Origin of the sequence: uncultured Pseudacidovorax sp. (genome assembly GCF_913773995.1) — a bacterium.
In the GTDB taxonomy this organism is placed as follows: Bacteria; Pseudomonadota; Gammaproteobacteria; order Burkholderiales; family Burkholderiaceae_C; genus Xenophilus.
In genome coordinates, this window is sequence record NZ_CAJYES010000164.1 from 1 (window position 1) to 4,596 (window position 4,596).

The 4,596-nt window shown below is 71.5% G+C and carries 4 protein-coding genes and 1 pseudogene; 4 read left to right on the plus strand and 1 reads right to left on the minus strand.

Annotated elements, in window-relative coordinates; translation table 11 throughout:
• Positions 1-119: 119 nt before the first annotated feature.
• The 3 genes from QZ772_RS15320 (at position 120) to QZ772_RS15330 (ending at position 3,443) form a co-directional block, all read left to right on the plus strand.
• Positions 120-1,067, plus strand: a complete 948-nt coding sequence (locus QZ772_RS15320) for a pseudouridine synthase (protein ID WP_295527926.1) — start codon at positions 120-122, stop codon at positions 1,065-1,067.
• An 87-nt stretch (positions 1,068-1,154) separates the two neighbouring features.
• Complete coding sequence (locus QZ772_RS15325; protein ID WP_295527928.1) at positions 1,155-2,192, plus strand: GlxA family transcriptional regulator; 1,038 nt, start codon at positions 1,155-1,157, stop codon at positions 2,190-2,192.
• Positions 2,193-2,258: 66 nt separating this feature from the next.
• Positions 2,259-3,443 carry an MFS transporter gene (locus tag QZ772_RS15330; RefSeq protein WP_295527930.1) on the plus strand — a complete coding sequence of 395 codons (1,185 nt, stop codon included), beginning with the start codon at positions 2,259-2,261 and terminating at the stop codon, positions 3,441-3,443.
• 6 nt (positions 3,444-3,449) lie between these two features.
• Here QZ772_RS15330 and lgt read toward each other — a convergent pair whose 3' ends face one another.
• Positions 3,450-4,271, minus strand: coding sequence for a prolipoprotein diacylglyceryl transferase (gene lgt, locus QZ772_RS15335; protein ID WP_295527932.1), 822 nt, complete (start codon positions 4,269-4,271; stop codon positions 3,450-3,452).
• 179 nt (positions 4,272-4,450) lie between these two features.
• Here lgt and QZ772_RS15340 point away from each other — a divergent pair.
• Positions 4,451-4,596: pseudogene (locus QZ772_RS15340) on the plus strand (bacterioferritin); the annotation flags it as partial.

A 4,596-nucleotide genomic window follows, 5' to 3' on the forward strand; every position in this document is an offset into this window, starting at 1 on the left:
CACCGTGGATGTGCCGGCTGCCAGCACCCCGCCCCTTCCAGGCACGGGCCTGCCGAAGGCGTCCAGGACTCACAACGCCGTCCAAGGGGCGCACCCGCCCATCACGACAATCGCTGCCCATGTCCGACCGCCCCGCCCGCAGCTCCGGCAGCGCCCGCCGAGCCGCCCAGCCCCGCCCGCTGCCCGTGGACGGCGGCCTGGGCCCGAGCTGCGTGGCCCTGCCGCCCGGCGAATGGGCGACGGTGCTGGACTTCCTGACCGAGCGCTTTCCGATGGTGTCGCGTGGCGACTGGCAGGCGCGCATGGCCGCCGGCCGCGTGATGGCGGGCGACGGCAGCCGGCTCGACGCGCAGACGGCCTACCGCAAGGACCTGCGCGTCTGGTACTACCGGGAGTGGGCCGACGAGGCGCCCGTCCCTTTCAAGGAGACGGTGCTGTTCCAGGACGAGCAGCTGGTGGTGGCGGACAAGCCGCACTTCCTGCCCGTGATGCCCAGCGGCCGCCATGTGCGCGAGACGCTGCTGGTGCGCCTCAAGCGACGCCTGGGGCTCGACACCCTCGTCCCCATCCACCGCATCGACCGCGAGACCGCCGGACTGGTCGTCTTCAGCGTGCAGGCGGCCACGCGCGGCGCCTACCAGCGCCTCTTTGCCGAACGGGCCGTGCGCAAGCAGTACGAAGCCCTCGTGCACTGGCCGCCGCCCGCGCCGCTGCCGGCGGTGTACCGCAGCCGGCTGGCAGACGTTTTCATGCGCAGCGAGACGGTGCCCGGCGACCCCAATTCGGATACGGCCATCGCCGTGCGCGAGGTGCGTGGCGATGTCGCGCTGCTCGACCTGGCACCGCACACCGGCCGCAAGCACCAGCTGAGGGCGCATTGCCAGGCGCTGGGCGTGCCGATCGTGGGCGACGGCATTTATCCGGTGCTGAGGCCGGAGGGGGCGGACGACTGGCAGAACCCGCTGCGGCTGCTGGCGCGCGGTATCGCCTTCGATGATCCAGTGACGGGGCAGCCAAGGCAGTTCCGAAGCACGCTGGCGCTGGCCTGGCCGACCGGCACCGATTGAAGATCGCACGCGCCTGTTGCGCCAAGTGGCCAGATCCGTGGGCCGATTGTCCTTGTGGCCATTCGCGTCACGGCCCACACTGCCGCCATGCCCGCCGCCGCCCAGCCCCGCACCATCGCCTGCCTGCTCTACGCCGACTGCATGAGCCTGGACGTCACCGGCCCGATGCAGGTCTTTGCCACGGCCAACGACGTGGCGCAGCACGGCCACCGCCGGCCGGCGCCCTACCGGCTGCAGCTGCTCGCCGAGACGCCCGCGCCGGTCACGACCTCGGCAGGCATTCGCGTGGTGCCGGATGAGGCCTGGTCCGCATCGGCGCTCGACGGCGTCGACACCCTGCTCGTCCCCGGCGGCGACGGCGTGATCGCCCAGCGAGACAACAGGGCGCTGCTGGACTTGTTGCGGCGCGCAGAGCCTGTGGTGCGGCGCCTCGGTTCCGTGTGCTCCGGCGCGCTGCTGCTGGCCGAGGCCGGGCTGCTCGACGGCCGGCGCGTCACCTCGCACTGGTCGCGGCTGCAGCAGCTGCGCGAGCGGCATCCGGCCGTGCGGGTCGAGCCCGACTGCCTGCACACCTTCGACCCCGGCAGCGCCGAAGACGGCCATGTCTTCACCTCGGCCGGCGTCACCGCAGGCATCGACCTCGCCCTCGCGCTGGTGGAGGCCGACCTGGGTCGGCCGATGGCGCTGGCGGTGGCGCGGCAACTGGTGATGTTCCTGCGCCGACCGGGCGGACAGGCGCAGTTCAGCGCCCTGCTTGCGCCCGAGCCGCGCCGCACGCCGCGGCTGGCTGCGCTGCTGGACTGGCTGCCGGGCCAGATCGGCGGCGACCTGTCGCTGGAGAGGCTTGCCGCCCAGGCCTGCCTGCCGCCGCGCACGCTCACCCGCGCCTTCCAGAAGGAGCTGGGCACCTCGCCCGCCCGGTACATCGAACGACTGCGCGTGGAGACCGCCAGCGCCCTGATGGCGCAAGGGCAGGCCTCGGTGGCCACCGTCGCCCGGCTGTGCGGCTTCGGCCATCCGGAGAACCTGCGGCGCAGCTTCCACAAGCACTATGGCGTGGGACCGCAGGCCTGGGCGGAGCGCTTCGGCAGCGGCGTCATCGATCCGGCGCAGTCCGGCGCCTGACCCACGCACGCCTCCTGACGGTTGCCCGCCCCGCTCCATTTCAATCCTGCCCGCGGTACGCCCACCATGTTCGCCCTGCTTCGCACCCACGCCAGCCTGCGCCTGCTCTTCCTCGGCCAGGCCCTGTACTGGTCCTGCTCCATCATCGGCATCGCCCTGACCGCGCTGGTCGGCGCCAGGCTGGCGCCACTGCCCTGGCTGGCGACGCTGCCGCTGGCGCTGCTCGTGGCAGGCAACCTGGTCGCGGTGCGACCGCTGGCAGCGGCCATGCAGCGGCACGGCCGGCGGCGGGTGCTGGTGGCCGGGGCGCTGGTCGGCGTGGCAGGCGGCCTCATGGCCTGCGGGGCCATCGTGGCGGACAGCTTCGCGTTCTTCGGCCTGGGCATTGCGGGCGTGGGCGTGTACCAGGCCTCGTCGGCCTATTACCGCTATGTGGCGCTGGAGAGCGTCGAGGCCGAATGGCGCGGCCGTGCCGCCGCCTGCGTGCTGGCCGGCGGCGTGTGCGCGGCGCTGTTCGCGCCCTCGCTGGCGCTCGCCGCGCGGCAGTGGCTGATCACGCCCTTCGCCGGCGCCTACCTGGCCATCGCCGGCCTGGCCGCCGTCGCCGCCCTGCTGCTGACCCGGCTGCCCGAAAGCGCACCGGCCATCCGCGCGGCCGGGCAGGCGCCCACCACCCGCTGGCGCACGCTGCTGTCACGGCCCGCGCTACGCGCCGCCATCGTCATGACCGGTGTCGGCCACGGGCTGATGATCCTGGTCATGAACGCCACGCCGCTGGCCATGGCGGATTGCGGCTTCTCGGTCGAATCGTCGGCGCGAGTGATCCAGTGGCATGTGCTGGGCATGTTCCTGCCCGCCTTCTTCGCCGGCGGCCTGGTGGACCGGCATGGCAGCCGCCGGGTGGCGGCCGTGGGCATCGCCGTGCTGGTGGCCAGCGCGGCGCTCGCGCTCTCGGGCGTGGCGCTGGCGCAGTTCGTGGCCAGTTCGCTGCTGCTGGGCATCGGCTGGAGCCTGATGATCGTCGCCGGCACCACACTGCTGACCGAGGCGCATGCGCCGGCCGAACGGGCCGGCGCGCAGTCGCTGATGGAGTTCGCCAACGGCGGCACTGCGGCGGCGATGTCCTTCGCCTCGGGCGTGCTGCAGTCGGGCATCGGCTGGAGCGCGATCAACGCCGCGATGCTGCCGATGCTGGGGCTGGCGGCCTGGCTGCTGTGGACGACGCGGGCGCCGCTGCTGCGCGCGGCCTGATCCGGATCAAGTGGCCACGGTGCGCGGCTGCTTGGGCGCGGTGGCGTAGAGCACGATGCCGGCCAGGATCATCGGCACGCACAGCCACTGGCCCATGCTCATGTTGAGCGCCAGCAGACCCAGGAAGTCGTCCGGCTCGCGGAAATACTCGGCCACGAAGCGCATCACGCCATAGCCCATGAGGAAGACGGCCGACACCCGGCGCTCCAGCCGCGGCTTGCGCGCGTACAGCCACAGGATCACGAACAGCAGCAGCCCTTCGAGCAGGAACTGGTAGACCTGCGACGGATGCCGCGGCAGCATCGAGCCGCTCTGCGGAAACACCATGCCCCAGGGCAGCTCCGGCGACGCGAAACGGCCCCACAGCTCGCCGTTGATGAAGTTGCCCACGCGGCCGGCGGCCAGGCCCGTCGGCACGCAGGGCGCCACGAAGTCCATCAGCTGCCAGAAGCGCCGTCCGCGCGCCCGCGCAAACCAGGCCATGGCGGCGATCACGCCGATCAGCCCGCCATGAAAGCTCATGCCGCCACGCCAGACCATGAAGATCTCCAGCGGATTCGACAGGTAGTAGCCCGGCTTGTAGAACAGGCAGTAGCCCAGGCGACCACCCACGATCACGCCCAGCACGCCGAAGAAGAGGATGTCCTCCACGTCCTTGCGCGTCCAGGCCGCGCTGCCGGTCATCGAGGCGAAGGGCTCGTGCCGCAGACGCAGCGTGCCGAGGAAGTAGAAGAGGCCGAACGCCGCCAGGTAGGTCAGGCCGTACCAGTGCACGGCAAGGGGGCCGATCTGAAGCGCGACCGGGTCGATATGGGGGTACATCAGCATGGCGCGCATTGTGCCCGCCGCCCCATGGCGAGGCGGTGACGCGCCGTTGCGAATGCGTCTGATCGGCTGCCGCATCCGCATGCAGAACGCGGCGTGGGGGGCTTTGGCTTCACCCGTTTCGCCAAAGCGAAGCCGAGGCGGATACTCGCGGCGTTTTTGTCTTCGAAGAATCACACACCATGCAGGGCAACCCCCAAGTCATCGACTACCTGAAGGACCTGCTGCGCGGCGAGCTCGCCGCCCGCGACCAGTACTTCATCCATTCCCGCAACTACGAAGACCAGGGGTTCGGCCGCCTGTACGAGCGCATCAACCACGAGACGCA

Bases quoted from the DNA above. Each gene is read 5' to 3' on its own strand.
- QZ772_RS15320 (WP_295527926.1), top strand. From the start codon at position 120: ATGTCCGACCGCCCCGCCCGCAGCTCCGGCAGCGCCCGCCGAGCCGCC.
- QZ772_RS15325 (WP_295527928.1), top strand. From the start codon at position 1,155: ATGCCCGCCGCCGCCCAGCCCCGCACCATCGCCTGCCTGCTCTACGCC.
- QZ772_RS15330 (WP_295527930.1), top strand. From the start codon at position 2,259: ATGTTCGCCCTGCTTCGCACCCACGCCAGCCTGCGCCTGCTCTTCCTC.
- lgt (WP_295527932.1), bottom strand. From the start codon at position 4,271: ATGCTGATGTACCCCCATATCGACCCGGTCGCGCTTCAGATCGGCCCC.